The organism is Flavobacterium sp. (assembly GCF_043760115.1).
Classification (GTDB): domain Bacteria; phylum Bacteroidota; class Bacteroidia; order Flavobacteriales; family Flavobacteriaceae; genus Flavobacterium.
Window position 1 is genome coordinate 1 of sequence record NZ_JAYUPK010000141.1, and the last position, 13,919, is coordinate 13,919.

Consider the following 13,919-nt stretch of genomic DNA (forward strand, 5'->3'; position numbering starts at 1 on the left):
TTTAAAAAAGATATAAATGGAAACTTAATTCTATATATATTTGACGACGGAATAGGTTTTAATGTAGAAGAAAAAAGTAAAGGTATTGGTTTAACCAATATTTTCTCAAGAATTGATGAAAGTAAAGGTACAATTAAAATTAATTCTGAAAGAAAAAAAGGTACTTCTATACTAATTGTAATTCCACTAGAAAGTAAAACAATAAAATCTTAAATGAAAATGTCCCAACACATTAATGTATTAATTGTAGATGATCATCCTTTTATAATTCAAGGTTATAAAAATGTAATAAATCTTTTTCCTAATAAAAAAATAACTTTTAGTTTTACAGAAGCTGTTGATTGTCAAACAGGTTTTAATGCTATAATGAATTCTGATATAGCGTTTGACGTAGCATTTTTAGACATTAGTATGCCAACTTATGAAGCTATGAATATTATGTCTGGCGAAGATTTGGCACTTTTATTGAAAAAAGAAATGCCCAACTGTAAAATTGTTATTTTAACAATGCATGCAGAAAGTTTAAAAGTAGAATCGGTAATTGCGCAAATAAATCCGTTAGGTTTAATTATTAAAAACGATTTAACTTTTGAAGAAATGATTCTTGCAATTGGTACAGTTCTTAAAGATGAAAAATATTACAGTCAAGCTGTTATAACCTATTTAAACCAGCAACAACAAGAAAAAATTTATGTAGATGTTATAGACAGACAAATTTTACATTACATAAATAAAGGAATAGACTCTGAAGATATTCCGTTATACATTACAATTTCTTCTAGTAATGTAAGATTAAGAAAAGAAAAAATGAAAGATCAACTTGGTATGAAAGGCAGCAAAGATTCAGAATTTATTGTTGCAGCCAAAGCCAAAGGAATGTTACTATAAAAAATGAAAGCGATACTAAATTTAAAGTATCGCTTTTTTTATGTTTTTATTCTTCAAGTGCATTCCAACCACGAGCTTTTAGCGGAATTTTAGTGTTTGCTCTAGTAATTAAATGAATTCCTTCGCTTTCTTGAGTAACATGACCAATAATTGTAAAATTTGGATTTCCTTTTATTTTGTCAAAATCTTCCATGGCAATGGTAAATAATAATTCATAATCTTCGCCACCATTTATGGCTACAGTTGTAGAATCTATATTGAATTCTTCACACACATTTATAAACTGTGGATCAACCGGAATTTTATCTTCATATAAATTACAACCTACTTTACTTTGTTTACAAATATGAATAATTTCTGACGACAATCCATCAGAAATATCAATCATTGATGTTGGTTTTATTTCTAGTTTTTGAAGCATATCTTTTACATCATGTCGCGCTTCTGGACGCAATTGTCTTTCTATTAAGTAAGTATAAGCATCTAAATCTGGTTGATTATTTGGATTTACTTGAAACACTTGTTTTTCGCGTTCTAAAACTTGCAATCCCATATAAGCCGAACCTAAATCGCCAGAAACTACTAGTAAATCGGTTTCTTTTGCTCCATTTCTATACACAATTTCGTCTTCATTTGCTTCGCCAATTGCGGTAATAGAAATAATTAATCCTTTTTGAGACGAAGTAGTATCGCCACCAACAACATCTACATTATAAAATTTAGAAGCAAGCGTAATTCCGTCAAACAATTCTTCCAAAGCTTCTAACGGAAATCTATTAGAAACCGCAACCGAAACTGTAATTTGAGTTGCTCTTGCATTCATAGCACAAATGTCGGAAACATTTACAACAACAGCTTTGTAACCCAAATGGCGTAAAGGCATGTAAGACAAATCGAAATGTACACCTTCAATTAATAAATCGGTAGAAACAATTACTTTTTTAGTTCCAAAATCTAAAACTGCGGCATCATCGCCAATACTTTTAATAGTTGAGGTATTTTTTACGTCAAAATTTTTGGTTAAATGTTCTATAAGTCCAAATTCACCCAATTGAGAAAGTGAAGTTCTTTGTGGATTTTTATCTTCTATCATTTTGCAAAGGTACGAAGGTTTTTTGTTTGCCACAAAGTTGCAAAGTCACTAAGTTTTTTTGTTTGCCATGAATATACTTTTACTAACGAAACCTTAATGAATTTTAATATCTTCTATGTTTACAAAAAAGAAAGCTATATCTTTATTTTTAAATATAAATTAAAATGAAATCTCAAAATATAATAACCTTAACCATAAATCCATCGTTAGATAAATCAACTCATTTTTCTGAATTAATTGCCGAGCAGAAAATGCGATGCGAAAAACCAAGATACGATGCTGGTGGTGGCGGAATAAATGTGTCAAAAGCGATTTTTAAATTAGGAGGAAATTCTACCTGCATTTTTACTTCTGGTGGATCAACTGGCGAAATGTTAGAAGAATTAATTGCAAAAGAAAAGTTAGAAAGCATTTTTATAAAAACTAAAAATTGGACTAGAGAAAATTTTATAGCATTTGAAAATAAAACAAAATCGCAATTTAGATTTGGCTTTCCAGGAAATGAATTATTTGATGATGAAAAAGAGAAAATTATAAAAATTATTACAGAATTAAAATCAGAATATTTAGTAATAAGCGGCAGTTTAAACCAAGGTTTGCCATCTAATTTTTACAGTAAAATTGCAGAAATAGCAAAACAAAAAGGAATAAAAGTAGTTGTTGATACATCTGGCGAAGCACTTCAAAAAGTTATAGAAACTGGTGTTTATTTAATCAAACCAAATGTTGGTGAACTAGCAAAATTTATTGGAGTAGAACGATTGGAATTACCAGAAGTAGAAAAAGCTGCAAAAAAACTAATCGAAAATAAAAGTGCAGAAGTTATAGTAGTTTCACTTGGAGCTGACGGCGCTATTTTAGTTAGTAAAGAGGAAACACATTTTGTAAAAGCACCAAAAGTTGAAAGAAAAAGTACAGTTGGCGCAGGCGACAGCATGGTTGGCGGAATGGTTTGGGCATTATCTCAAAATAAAACTTTAAAGGAAGTAATTCAAATTGGAGTTTGTTGCGGAACAGCTGCGACTATGAATGAAGGTACACAGCTTTTTAAAGTTGAGGATGTGATGCGATTACTAAAAGAAATCTAACAAAAAACCCAACAAGTTTCTATATCGGGTTTTACATTATACAGTATACAATTTTACAATATACAATCTCTTAATCATTCAACTTCAATACAGCCATAAATGCCTCTTGCGGAATTTCAACATTTCCTACTAATCGCATTCTTTTTTTACCTTTTTTCTGTTTTTCAAGAAGTTTACGTTTTCTAGAAATATCACCACCATAACATTTTGCCGTTACGTCTTTTCTTAAAGCTTTTATAGTTTCACGAGCAATAATTTTTGCCCCAATTGCTGCTTGTATTGGAATGTCAAATTGCTGTCTTGGAATTAATTCACGCAATTTCTCACACATTTTTTTCCCAATATTATAGGCATTACTTTCATGAATTAATGCAGAAAGCGCATCAACAGATTGTGCATTCAATAACACATCAAGTTTAACCAATTTAGATTGTCTCATGCCAATTGGCGTATAATCAAAAGAGGCATAACCTTTAGAAACTGTTTTTAATCTATCATAAAAATCGAATACAATTTCTGCCAATGGCATATCAAAATTTAATTCTACTCGTTCCGTAGTTAAATACGTTTGATTGGTAATTACACCACGTTTTTCTATACACAAACTCATTACATTTCCAACATAATCAGATTTTGTAATGATAGTTGCTTTTATAAATGGTTCTTCAACTCGGTCTAATTTAGATGGATCAGGCAAATCTGATGGATTATTTATTACAAACGAATCATCTGGATCTTTTTTAGTGTAAGCCAAATACGAAACGTTTGGTACTGTGGTAATTACAGTCATATCATATTCGCGTTCCAAACGTTCTTGGATAATCTCCAAGTGCAACATTCCAAGAAATCCGCAACGAAAACCAAAACCTAAAGCTGCTGAGCTTTCTGGTGTAAATACCAAAGATGCATCGTTTAACTGCAATTTTTCCATCGAAGCACGTAAATCTTCGTAATCATCAGTATCAACAGGATAAATTCCTGCAAAAACCATTGGTTTTACATCTTCAAAACCTATAATCATATTGGTTGTTGGCGTTTTTGCATCTGTTAAAGTATCACCAACTTTTACTTCTTTAGCTTCTTTTATTCCAGATATTAAATAACCAACATCACCAGTAGAAATAACACTTTTCGGAACCTGATTTAACTTTAAAGTTCCCACTTCGTCAGCAAAATACTCATTTCCAGTTGCCATGAATTTAATTTTCTGACCTTTTTTAATTTCTCCATTTTTTACACGAAAAATAACTTCAATGCCACGAAACGGATTGTAATGTGAATCAAAAATTAATGCCTGTAATGGTTCGTCTTTATTTCCTTTTGGAGCAGGAATTTTTTCTATAATTGCAGCTAAAATATTTTCTACACCAAATCCAGTTTTACCACTTGCATGAATAATATCTTCTAACTTGCAACCTAATAAATCTATAATATCATCACTAACTTCTTCAGGATTAGCACTTGGTAAATCTACTTTATTTAAAACCGGAATTATTTCCAAGTCGTTTTCAAGAGCCAAATATAAATTAGAAATAGTTTGCGCTTGAATACTTTGTGCCGCATCAACAATCAAAAGTGCACCTTCGCAAGCCGCAATAGAACGTGAAACTTCGTAACTAAAATCTACGTGACCTGGCGTATCAATTAAGTTTAAAACATATTCCTCTCCTTTATAAGTATATTCCATTTGAATGGCGTGACTTTTTATGGTAATGCCACGTTCACGTTCCAAATCCATATTGTCAAGCAATTGCGCCTTTTCTTCACGAGCAGTAACAGTTTGAGTTGCACCAAGAAGTCTATCTGCAAGTGTACTTTTTCCGTGGTCAATGTGGGCAATAATGCAAAAATTTCTAATATTTTTCATTCTATTTTATATCTTTATCTTTTTCTCAAACGGCTTTTATACTTAGCTTGTCGAAGTTTGGGCGTTACCACAATTCCACTATCGTTCCATTGTTGGTTGGGCTTTCGCACTCGCTTTTATTGTTCCACTATCGTTTCACAATAAAGAGCTCAAACAATTGCTTAAATTTTAATTCACTGAACTCCTGTAAAAATAAAAGTTATGTGAAGTAATCCCTAACGCAAATCCTAGTAAATAAGAATTTATCTGCAAATATAAACCAAAACTTTTGATTGTACCTTGTTCATTAACTATTGTTCAAGTGGATTTTTAAAGTCAATTTCAAAATCTTTAGTATATTTGTTTTAATAAAAAAAATTAAAATGCCTTTTGTAACTAAATTTTCCGATTTAGATTTGTCTAAAACCTATACTTACTCAGATTATTTGATGTTTAAGTTTAGTGAACGTGTAGAACTTATAAAAGGATTTATACTAAAAATGAGTCCAGCGCCAAGTAGATTTCATCAAGAAGTATCTCAAAATTTGAGTGGTTGTTTTTATGAAAATTTTAAAAGAAAATCTTGCAGAGTTTTTGTTGCACCTTTTGATGTTAGGTTACCAATTCAATCAACAAAAAAAGACACAACAGTTGTACAGCCAGATTTATGTATTATTTGTGACGAAAATAAATTAGACGACAAAGGTTGCAACGGTTCGCCAGATTTAATAGTAGAAATAATTTCACCAAATAATTCTAAACACGACATACACACAAAATTTAATTTATATCAAGAAGCAGGTGTTTTAGAATATTGGATTGTTGATCCTACAGATAAATTAATATTAATTTACACTTTAATAAACGAAGAATATATTGGTCTTCCGCCACTTGCGGTAGGAAATTTTATAAAAAGCCCATTATTTCCTGAATTAAACATTGCTCTAGATGATGTTTTTTATAGAGTTTAAATACTTTATATAAACTAATTTCAATAGTTTAAAATTCTATCTTTGCAAAAAAAATAAAACAATGCCCAAAATAGGCAACATCATATTACCAGATTTTCCTTTACTACTTGCGCCAATGGAAGATGTAAGCGATCCACCATTTCGTAGATTATGTAAACTACACGGTGCAGATTTAATGTACTCAGAATTTATTTCTTCTGAAGGATTAATTCGTGATGCTGTAAAAAGCAAAATGAAACTTGATATTTTTGATTATGAACGACCAGTTGGAATTCAAATTTTTGGTGGCGATGAAGAAGCAATGGAATTATCTTCAAGAATAGTTGATGCAGTTCAACCAGATTTGGTAGATATAAATTTTGGTTGTCCTGTTAAAAAAGTGGTTTGTAAAGGCGCAGGCGCAGGCGTTTTAAAAGATGTAGATTTAATGATACGCTTAACTAAAGCTGTAATTAAAGGTACAAATCTTCCTGTAACTGTAAAAACTAGGTTGGGTTGGGATGATAATTCTATAAATATTGATGAAGTTGCCGAACGATTGCAAGATATTGGTGTTCAAGCATTAACCGTTCATGCAAGAACTCGAGCTCAAATGTATAAAGGTCATTCAGATTGGAGTCATGTGCAGCGCGTAAAAAATAATCCTAGAATTACAATGCCAATTTTTGGAAACGGCGACATCGATTCTCCAGAAAAAGCATTAGAATATAAAAATAAATTTGGTCTTGACGGAATGATGATTGGAAGAGCAGCAATAGGTTATCCTTGGATTTTTAATGAAATTAAACATTATTTTGCTACAGGAATTCATTTACCTGCGCCAACCATGATTGACAGAATTGAAGCTGCAAGAAATCATTTAACTTGGTCAATGGATTGGAAAGGAGAACGTGTTGGAATTGTAGAAATGCGTCGGCATTACACCAATTATTTTAAAAACATTCCTTCTTTTAAAGAATACAAACAAAAATTGGTTACAACCGATGATGCTCAAACATTATTCCATATTTTAAATGAAATTGAAGAAGTTTTTGGCAATTATCAGTTTGCTTAAATTAGTAATTTTTTAGTAACTCTACTACTTGCAATTAAGCTTGCTAAAAACCCTAAAGTAACTATTGTTAAAAATACAATTATCACATTTTGAATTTCAAAAACTACAGGATAAGGTAATGATGGAGTTATCATTATAAATTGAAATTGTTGTTGAATTGCCACAATAATTCCTCCTAAAATTAATCCAATAATTCCGCCAAGAACACTTAATAAAGTGCCTTGTAATAAAAATATTTTTCTTAAATCTTTAACATCTGAACCTAAATTTAAAAGTGTTTTAAGATTTGCTTTTTTATCTAAAATCATCATAATTAATGCACCAACTAAGTTAAAAAGTGCAATTATAATAACTAGTGTAAAAATTAAATAGATAGCAACATTTTCTGTATTTAGCATTTTGTGTAACGTTTCATTTAATTGTGCTCTGTTTTTAACAATAACCTTTTTATTAGTATTTAAAATCTTTTCAACAGCTAAAATTATATTATTTTCATCTATGTTAGGATTGATTTTAATTTCAATTCCAGAAACTTCTGTTGTTTTATAGTTTAATAACTCTTGAACAAGTTGTAAATCTGCAAATACATACTTCGTATCCAATTCTTCGCTTATGGCATAAATTCCAACAGGAATTAAAACATCACTATTAAAAGCTTCTTCTGGATTTAAAGAAATGTTTCCTTTTCCAGGTTTTGGCACATAAACTTCAAACGGTGAACTAAAATCGAAAAGTCCTAATGATAATTTATTAGAAACTCCATAACCAATAACTACTTGGTAAGTTTGTGGCTTTAACCATTGACCATTAAATAATTTTTGAGTTGCCTTGTTGGTTTTAGAGAAATTCTTATCTACACCTTTTAAATAAGTAACTAGTTGTTTATTATCAAAAGAAAAAAGTACGCGTTCTTCAATAATTTTACTAAAATCAATTATTCCATCAATATTTTTAAGTTTTTTTTCTTGCTGTGCAGATATGTTAAATGATTTTCCACTACTTGGAGTTACTTTTAAATCTGGATCAAAATCATTAGAGAAAGATAAACTAAATTCACGCAAACCTCCAAAAACTGAAAGTACTACAAACAATGCCATTGCACCAACAATTATTCCGGCCGAAGCAATCTTGGTTATTATATTTATAGCATTATTTTTACTTTTACTAAAAATATATCGTTTGGCTATGTAAAACGGAAAATTCACTTACGATTTTTTTCTTTTTTCAAGTAATTCTCTGTTTTCAATTGGATTTTCTTTCAGCGAAAGTGCATTATCAATTTTTTCAATGTAATCTAGAGAATCGTCAATGTAAAAAGAAAGATTAGGAACTTTTCTTAATTGCAATTTAACACGTTGCGATAAATCGTGCTTGATCAAAGGCATATTAGATTTTACCGCAGTCAATATTTCTTGTGCTCTATTTTGTGGAAAAACACTTAAATAAACTCTTGCAACACCCAAATCTGTAGTAACAATAACTTTAGAAACAGAAATTATTAAATTCGTCAATCCGTTTTTTCTAATCTCACCTTGAAGAATATCTACCAAATCGTTCTGTAAAACACTTCCTATTTTTTTCTGTCTGTTCGTTTCCATTTTGCAAAAATACAATTTTTTTACAGCCACAAAGTCTCAAATTAATAAAGATTACTATTTTAAATATTTTTTTAGTATTTAATTTCAAATCCTTATAGATTTTGTAATTTTACGAAACCTTAGAGACTAAAAGTCTTTGTGGCAGAAGAATGAGAAAAATAGAACACATAGGTATAGCAGTAAAGAATTTAGAAGAATCAAATATTTTATTCGAAAAATTATTTGGAAATCCACCATACAAGCAAGAAGAGGTTGTAAGTGAAGGAGTAAAAACCTCTTTTTTTATGAATGGACCAAATAAAATAGAATTATTAGAAGCCACAACACCAGAAAGTCCAATTGCTAAGTTTTTAGATAAAAAAGGCGAAGGAATTCACCATATAGCATTTGATGTAAAAGACATTTTAACAGAGGTAGAACGTCTTAAGAATGAAGGGTTTATAGTTTTAAATGAAATTCCAAAAAAAGGAGCAGACAATAAATTAGTAGTTTTTTTGCATCCCAAATCTACTAATGGAGTTTTAATTGAACTTTGTCAAGAAATAATTTAAATTAGATTCATTATTAGATTTTTATAATTTTAATAAAAATCCGACAATGAAATACTTGCAAAGAACTAAATATTGTATTAATATTGCAGTCTCAAAAAAGGTCCTATAGCTCATTCGGTTAGAGCAACTGACTCATAATCAGTAGGTGCTTGGTTCGATTCCAAGTGGGACCACTTTAAAAGACTTCATTAGAAGTCTTTTTTTATTAAAAATAAACTGTAAATAATGTTTTTATGTTATTATATTAATATAATGTAGTTTAAGTTAGCAAATTGTCAATTATTTACTACGTTTTAAATTTTATGACATAAAACATTTTGATAAATAGATTTTTTTTTTACTTTTACGCCGTATGAAAGTTGTCCCAAATAAAATACTAGTAATTATCTTTGGATTATTAGCGAGCAATTTAACATTTGCAGCGCCAAATCCACCTGAACCAGTTCCACCACCACCACCAGGTAATCCTATAGATGGGAATATATTAGTGCTAGTAGTAGTGTTGTTGGTTTACACATTTTACAAACTTAGAAATATAAAAAAAGCTTCAATTTAAATTGAAGCTTTTTTTATGAATTATTTTTTGGAAAATAATTTGGAAACATATTTTCCTACAACATCAAATTCTAAATTTATTTTTGTATCGATTCTAAAATTTTTAAAGTTAGTATGCTCATAAGTATATGGAATAATAGCAACGCTAAACTCATTATCTTTAGAATTAACTACAGTTAAACTAACACCATTTACAGTTATTGATCCTTTTTCAATAGTAATATTATTTAAATTTTCATCATACTGAAAAGTATAATACCAACTTCCATTAGCTTCTGTAATTTCTTTACAAATTCCAATTTGATCAACATGACCTTGAACTATATGACCATCAAGTCTATCGCCAAGTTTCATTGCGCGTTCTAGATTTATTAAATCATTTAATTGCCAAGTGCCTAAATTGGTTTTATCAATTGTTTCTTTAATTGCTGTAACCGTGTAAGAATCGTCACTAATATTAACAACTGTTAAACAAACACCGTTATGTGCAACACTTTGATCTATTTTAAGTTCATTTGTAATTTTAGAATTTACTGTTATATGAACATTATCATTTTCTTTTTGAATATCTTTAATTATTCCTACTGTTTCAATTATTCCTGTAAACATTTCTCGTTTTATTTTACTAAATTTGCACTTCAAAATTAGCAATAAATACCTATAACTACCAATGAAAAAAGCAGAAAATATAATCGTAGGAATTTCAATAGGAGATTTAAACGGTATTGGAAGCGAAGTAATCCTTAAAACATTCGAAGATTCTAGAATGTTAGAACTTTGTACGCCAGTAATTTTTGCAAACGTAAAGATTGTTTCATTTATTAAGAAAAATCTAAACTCAGAAATAGCACTTCATGGTATTGATAAAATAGAGCAATTAGTAAAAGGAAAAATTAATGTTTTAAATGTGTGGCGTGAAGGTGTTGATATTAATTTTGGACAAAACGACGAAACTATTGGTCAATATGCAATTAAATCTTTTATTGCTGCCACAAATGCTTTAAAAGAAGGAACAATTGATGTTTTGGTAACTGCGCCAATTAATAAATACAACATTCAATCAGAGGAATTTAAATTTCCTGGTCATACTGATTATTTAGATAAAGAATTGGAAGGAAATGCGTTAATGTTAATGGTTCAAGATAATTTGAGAGTCGGACTTTTAACAGATCATATTCCAGTTAACGAAGTAGCATCTCACATAACAGAAAATTTGATAATTCAAAAAATTGAAACTATAAATAAATGTTTAAAGCAAGATTTTGGAATTACAAAACCTAAAATTGTACTATTAGGATTAAATCCACATTCTGGCGATAATGGAGTTATTGGAAAAGAAGATGAAGAAATTATTAAACCAACAATAAAAAAATTATTTGAAAAAGGAACATTAGTTTTTGGACCTTATTCTGCCGATGGTTTTTTTGGAAGCAATCAATATGATAAATTTGATGCTGTAATTGCTTGCTATCACGATCAAGGATTAATTCCGTTTAAAACCTTGTCATTTGGAAAAGGAGTTAACTATACTGCTGGATTAAATAAAATTAGAACTTCGCCAGATCATGGAACTGCTTATGAAATTGCTGGAAAAGGATTAGCAGAACACACTTCATTTGTAGAAGCTGTTTACCTTGCCATAGACATCTATCACTCAAGAAATGAGTATTCAGAATTGGTAAAAAACCCACTAAAAACTAAAGAAAAACAGTTGTAAACAAAAAAATGTTTATAACCCTTTTTAAATAACAATAATTTTATATCTTTGCACACCCAAACCTGAACCTTCGATTTTGGATAAAATGAAAATGATGAAAGTAACAAATGAATTTTTAATTCCATTTATTGGATTAAAATTAGGAAAACATCAATTTGATTTTCAAATAAATAAAGCGTTCTTTGATAACTTTGACTATCACGAATATGAAAATTGTGATATAAAAGTAACTGTAATTTTAGATAAAAAAAGCACCATATTAGAGCTTTCTTTTAAACATAAAGGTACTGTTTATGTGCCTTGTGATTTAACTAATGAGATGTTTAATTTACCAATTAAAGGTAAAATAAATTTAGTAGTTCAGTTTGGAGAAAATTTTAATAATGACAACGAAGAACTATTGATTTTACCTCATGGCGAATTTCAAATAGACGTTTCACAGTATATTTATGAAATGATAGTGCTTTCTGTTCCTTTAAAAAGAATTCATCCAGGCATAAAAGATGGAACTTTAAAAACAGAAACTTTAGATAAACTAACAGAATTATCAGTAAAAAAAGCTAAAAAAGAAGTACAACAAGAAGAAAATATTGACCCACGTTGGGACAAATTAAAACAACTATTAACGGATAAATAATATAGTAAAATGGCACATCCTAAGAGAAAAATCTCCAAAACAAGAAGAGATAAAAGAAGAACACACTACAAAGCAACTGTAGCAACAATTGCAACTTGTCCTATTACAGGAGAAGCACATTTATACCACAGAGCTTACTGGCATGAAGGTAAAATGTACTATAGAGGACAAGTAGTTATTGATAAATCAGTAGCTGAAATTTAATATAAAAAACAATTATCATAGAAACTCTCACTAAATAGGTGAGAGTTTTTTGTTTTATTATTTATTTAATTAAGATTATAACTAAATTATTTTTTGTAATTTCCACCTCTTTTAAATTTGTAATTTTTAAGAGATATAAAACAGTAATATGAATAAAGTTACAGCAGCAATTACAGCAGTTGGAGGTTATGTACCAGATTTTGTACTTTCTAATAAAGTATTAGAAACAATGGTAGACACCAATGATGAATGGATTTTAACAAGAACAGGTATTTCTGAAAGACGATTGTTAAAAGAATCAGGAAAAGGAACATCTTACTTGGCTATCCAAGCAGCAAAAGATTTACTTTCTAGAAAAAACATAAATCCTTCAGAAATAGATTTAATAATAATGGCAACTACAACGCCAGATATGCCTGTAGCATCAACAGGAGTTTTTGTAGCCACACAAATTGGCGCAATAAATGCTTTTGCATTTGATTTACAAGCAGCTTGTTCAGGATTTTTATACGGAATGTCAGTTGCATCTGCCTATATTGAATCAGGAAAATACAAAAAAGTTTTATTAATTGGAGCCGATAAAATGTCATCAATTATCGATTACACCGACAGAGCAACTTGTATCATTTTTGGAGATGGTGCAGGAGCAGTTTTATTTGAACCAAATTTAGAAGGACTTGGAGTTCAAGATGAAATTTTAAAATCTGACGGAATAGGAAGAGAATATCTTAAAATAGATGCTGGCGGTTCAATTCTTCCAGCTTCAAAAGAAACAGTTGCAAATGGACAACATTATGTTTTTCAAGATGGAAAAACAGTTTTTAAATATGCAGTTTCTGGAATGGCAGATGTTAGCGAAAAAATTATGCAACGCAATAATCTCACTAATAATGATGTTAACTGGTTAATTGCACATCAAGCCAACAAACGAATTATTGACGCAACAGCATCAAGAATGGAACTTGAAGATGAAAAAGTTTTAATAAATATTCAAAAATACGGAAATACTACATCAGCAACATTACCTTTGTTGTTGAGCGATTTTGAAAGTAAATTTAAAAAAGGAGATAATTTAATATTTGCTGCCTTTGGTGGCGGATTTACTTGGGGTTCAATTTATCTTAAATGGGCTTATTAAAAAATAAACTAACTAAAAAACAATAATTATGGATTTAAAAGAAATTCAAAACCTAATTAAATTTGTAGCAAACTCTGGCGTTGCAGAAGTAAAATTAGAAATGGACGATGTTAAAATTACCATTAGAACAACTTTAGAAAATGCTGCACCAGAAGTAACCTATGTTCAGCAAGCACCAATTCAACAAGCATTACCAGCACAAAATCAAACAGCAATTCCTGCTACCATAACACCAGTTGCAACAGCAGTTGTTGACGAAAATTCTAAATATGTAACTATAAAATCTCCAATGATTGGAACTTTTTATAGAAAACCAGCACCAGACAAACCAGTTTTTGCTGAGGTTGGAAGTACAATACAAAAAGGAGATGTTCTATGCGTAATTGAAGCAATGAAATTATTTAATGAAATAGAAGCCGAAATTACTGGAAAAATTGTAAAAATTCTTGTAGACGACATGTCGCCTGTAGAATTTGACCAACCATTGTTTTTAGTAGATCCATCATAATTTTTTTGAAATTCCAATAATCAAAATACAAATTCCAATATTGGATTTTGGGATTTGGGATTTGTAATTTT

The 13,919-nt window shown here is 29.8% G+C and carries 16 protein-coding genes, 1 tRNA gene and 1 pseudogene; 13 read left to right on the forward strand and 5 right to left on the reverse strand.

What is annotated here, in order from left to right; genetic code table 11:
* Positions 1-213, forward strand: a pseudogene (locus ACH2BC_RS11890) (hypothetical protein); the annotation flags it as partial.
* Positions 214-888 carry a response regulator transcription factor gene (locus tag ACH2BC_RS11895; protein WP_395054221.1) on the forward strand — a complete coding sequence of 225 codons (675 nt, stop codon included), beginning with the start codon at positions 214-216 and terminating at the stop codon, positions 886-888. It abuts the pseudogene before it with no gap.
* Positions 889-934: 46 nt separating this feature from the next.
* Here the strand turns inward: ACH2BC_RS11895 and thiL are convergent, their stop codons facing one another.
* Positions 935-1,981 carry a thiamine-phosphate kinase gene (gene thiL, locus ACH2BC_RS11900; protein WP_395054222.1) on the reverse strand — a complete coding sequence of 349 codons (1,047 nt, stop codon included), beginning with the start codon at positions 1,979-1,981 and terminating at the stop codon, positions 935-937.
* A gap of 164 nt (positions 1,982-2,145) precedes the next feature.
* Between thiL and ACH2BC_RS11905 the strand changes: the two genes are divergently transcribed.
* Positions 2,146-3,069, forward strand: a complete 924-nt coding sequence (locus tag ACH2BC_RS11905) for a 1-phosphofructokinase family hexose kinase (protein WP_395054223.1) — start codon at positions 2,146-2,148, stop codon at positions 3,067-3,069.
* Positions 3,070-3,139: 70 nt separating this feature from the next.
* Here ACH2BC_RS11905 and lepA read toward each other — a convergent pair whose 3' ends face one another.
* Complete coding sequence (gene lepA, locus ACH2BC_RS11910) at positions 3,140-4,936, reverse strand: translation elongation factor 4 (RefSeq protein WP_395054224.1); 1,797 nt, start codon at positions 4,934-4,936, stop codon at positions 3,140-3,142.
* Between the two features lie 362 nt (positions 4,937-5,298).
* Here lepA and ACH2BC_RS11915 point away from each other — a divergent pair, with 362 nt between their 5' ends.
* On the forward strand, positions 5,299-5,886 hold the full coding sequence (locus ACH2BC_RS11915; RefSeq protein WP_395054225.1) for a Uma2 family endonuclease: 588 nt from the start codon (positions 5,299-5,301) through the stop codon (positions 5,884-5,886).
* A gap of 61 nt (positions 5,887-5,947) precedes the next feature.
* On the forward strand, positions 5,948-6,940 hold the full coding sequence (gene dusB / locus ACH2BC_RS11920; RefSeq protein ID WP_395054226.1) for a tRNA dihydrouridine synthase DusB: 993 nt from the start codon (positions 5,948-5,950) through the stop codon (positions 6,938-6,940).
* Here the strand turns inward: dusB and ACH2BC_RS11925 are convergent.
* Together ACH2BC_RS11925 and rbfA are read right to left on the reverse strand one after the other, a co-directional pair.
* Complete coding sequence (locus ACH2BC_RS11925; protein ID WP_395054227.1) at positions 6,937-8,145, reverse strand: ABC transporter permease; 1,209 nt, start codon at positions 8,143-8,145, stop codon at positions 6,937-6,939. The two genes, dusB and ACH2BC_RS11925, sit on opposite strands and share 4 nt — an antisense overlap.
* Positions 8,146-8,538 carry a 30S ribosome-binding factor RbfA gene (gene rbfA, locus ACH2BC_RS11930; RefSeq protein ID WP_395054228.1) on the reverse strand — a complete coding sequence of 131 codons (393 nt, stop codon included), beginning with the start codon at positions 8,536-8,538 and terminating at the stop codon, positions 8,146-8,148. It abuts the gene before it with no gap.
* A gap of 149 nt (positions 8,539-8,687) precedes the next feature.
* Between rbfA and mce the strand changes: the two genes are divergently transcribed.
* From mce to ACH2BC_RS11945, 3 genes are all read left to right on the forward strand, one after another.
* Positions 8,688-9,089: a methylmalonyl-CoA epimerase gene (mce, locus tag ACH2BC_RS11935; RefSeq protein ID WP_395054229.1), complete on the forward strand. Its 402-nt coding sequence runs from the start codon at positions 8,688-8,690 to the stop codon at positions 9,087-9,089.
* Positions 9,090-9,188: 99 nt separating this feature from the next.
* Positions 9,189-9,262, forward strand: a tRNA-Ile gene (locus tag ACH2BC_RS11940).
* Positions 9,263-9,441: 179 nt separating this feature from the next.
* Entirely contained in the window at positions 9,442-9,645 is a 204-nt protein-coding gene (locus ACH2BC_RS11945) for a hypothetical protein (protein WP_395054230.1), read from the forward strand.
* Positions 9,646-9,665: 20 nt separating this feature from the next.
* Here the strand turns inward: ACH2BC_RS11945 and ACH2BC_RS11950 are convergent, their stop codons facing one another.
* Positions 9,666-10,253 carry a riboflavin synthase gene (locus ACH2BC_RS11950; protein WP_395054231.1) on the reverse strand — a complete coding sequence of 196 codons (588 nt, stop codon included), beginning with the start codon at positions 10,251-10,253 and terminating at the stop codon, positions 9,666-9,668.
* 61 nt (positions 10,254-10,314) lie between these two features.
* Here ACH2BC_RS11950 and pdxA point away from each other — a divergent pair, with 61 nt between their 5' ends.
* From pdxA to accB, 5 genes are all read left to right on the forward strand, one after another.
* The gene (gene pdxA, locus ACH2BC_RS11955; RefSeq protein WP_395054232.1) at positions 10,315-11,361 is read left to right on the forward strand and encodes a 4-hydroxythreonine-4-phosphate dehydrogenase PdxA; all 1,047 of its coding nucleotides are present in this window, start codon (positions 10,315-10,317) and stop codon (positions 11,359-11,361) included.
* A 94-nt stretch (positions 11,362-11,455) separates the two neighbouring features.
* On the forward strand, positions 11,456-11,998 hold the full coding sequence (locus ACH2BC_RS11960; RefSeq protein ID WP_395054233.1) for a YceD family protein: 543 nt from the start codon (positions 11,456-11,458) through the stop codon (positions 11,996-11,998).
* A 9-nt stretch (positions 11,999-12,007) separates the two neighbouring features.
* A complete protein-coding gene (rpmF, locus tag ACH2BC_RS11965; protein WP_395054234.1) occupies positions 12,008-12,202 on the forward strand; it encodes a 50S ribosomal protein L32 in 195 nt (64 codons plus the stop codon).
* 148 nt (positions 12,203-12,350) lie between these two features.
* A complete protein-coding gene (locus ACH2BC_RS11970; protein WP_395054235.1) occupies positions 12,351-13,340 on the forward strand; it encodes a beta-ketoacyl-ACP synthase III in 990 nt (329 codons plus the stop codon).
* Between the two features lie 28 nt (positions 13,341-13,368).
* Positions 13,369-13,848 carry an acetyl-CoA carboxylase biotin carboxyl carrier protein gene (accB, locus tag ACH2BC_RS11975; RefSeq protein ID WP_395054236.1) on the forward strand — a complete coding sequence of 160 codons (480 nt, stop codon included), beginning with the start codon at positions 13,369-13,371 and terminating at the stop codon, positions 13,846-13,848.
* Positions 13,849-13,919 lie beyond the last annotated feature (71 nt).

Bases quoted from the DNA above. Each gene is read 5' to 3' on its own strand.
- ACH2BC_RS11895 (WP_395054221.1), top strand. From the start codon at position 214: ATGAAAATGTCCCAACACATTAATGTATTAATTGTAGATGATCATCCT.
- thiL (WP_395054222.1), bottom strand. From the start codon at position 1,981: ATGATAGAAGATAAAAATCCACAAAGAACTTCACTTTCTCAATTGGGT.
- ACH2BC_RS11905 (WP_395054223.1), top strand. From the start codon at position 2,146: ATGAAATCTCAAAATATAATAACCTTAACCATAAATCCATCGTTAGAT.
- lepA (WP_395054224.1), bottom strand. From the start codon at position 4,936: ATGAAAAATATTAGAAATTTTTGCATTATTGCCCACATTGACCACGGA.
- ACH2BC_RS11915 (WP_395054225.1), top strand. From the start codon at position 5,299: ATGCCTTTTGTAACTAAATTTTCCGATTTAGATTTGTCTAAAACCTAT.
- dusB (WP_395054226.1), top strand. From the start codon at position 5,948: ATGCCCAAAATAGGCAACATCATATTACCAGATTTTCCTTTACTACTT.
- rbfA (WP_395054228.1), bottom strand. From the start codon at position 8,538: ATGGAAACGAACAGACAGAAAAAAATAGGAAGTGTTTTACAGAACGAT.
- mce (WP_395054229.1), top strand. From the start codon at position 8,688: ATGAGAAAAATAGAACACATAGGTATAGCAGTAAAGAATTTAGAAGAA.
- ACH2BC_RS11945 (WP_395054230.1), top strand. From the start codon at position 9,442: ATGAAAGTTGTCCCAAATAAAATACTAGTAATTATCTTTGGATTATTA.
- ACH2BC_RS11950 (WP_395054231.1), bottom strand. From the start codon at position 10,253: ATGTTTACAGGAATAATTGAAACAGTAGGAATAATTAAAGATATTCAA.
- pdxA (WP_395054232.1), top strand. From the start codon at position 10,315: ATGAAAAAAGCAGAAAATATAATCGTAGGAATTTCAATAGGAGATTTA.
- ACH2BC_RS11960 (WP_395054233.1), top strand. From the start codon at position 11,456: ATGAAAGTAACAAATGAATTTTTAATTCCATTTATTGGATTAAAATTA.
- rpmF (WP_395054234.1), top strand. From the start codon at position 12,008: ATGGCACATCCTAAGAGAAAAATCTCCAAAACAAGAAGAGATAAAAGA.
- ACH2BC_RS11970 (WP_395054235.1), top strand. From the start codon at position 12,351: ATGAATAAAGTTACAGCAGCAATTACAGCAGTTGGAGGTTATGTACCA.
- accB (WP_395054236.1), top strand. From the start codon at position 13,369: ATGGATTTAAAAGAAATTCAAAACCTAATTAAATTTGTAGCAAACTCT.